The organism is Pseudomonas sp. PME37.24/025 (genome assembly GCF_055556615.1).
Genome location: NZ_JBVHNK010000084.1, coordinates 1 through 299, shown reverse-complemented (window position 1 = coordinate 299; position 299 = coordinate 1). Strand labels below are relative to the sequence as shown.

At 64.5% G+C, this 299-nt stretch carries 1 protein-coding gene; it reads right to left on the bottom strand.

Annotated features, from left to right (window positions below; translation table 11 throughout):
• Nucleotides 1-299, bottom strand: a 299-nt coding sequence (locus ACZ3HH_RS29605; RefSeq protein WP_465810086.1) for an immunoglobulin-like domain-containing protein, incomplete at both ends; no start/stop codon positions are given.

The window sequence follows — 299 nt, the reverse complement described above, 5'->3', positions numbered from 1 at the left end:
GTCACCGAGGTGTCCGCCGACTTGCCGTCGACTTCCAGCTTCTCGTAGTTGCCGCCCTTGGCATCGTCGATCTTCACGCTCAGGGAGGTGCCGCCGGTCAGGGCATCGTTTGGTGCGGTGAAGTTGACACTGGCGCTGCTCGAGCCGACCGGGATGGTGATGGTCTGGCCGTTGGACAGGGTCACGACCACTGGCGAACCGGTGACAGGAGCGCTGACGGAGGCGGTGTAAACCACGGTGCCGCCTTCGGCCACAGTGCTGGTCGCGGTGAGGTTCACGGTCGAGGTGTCGATGGTGTC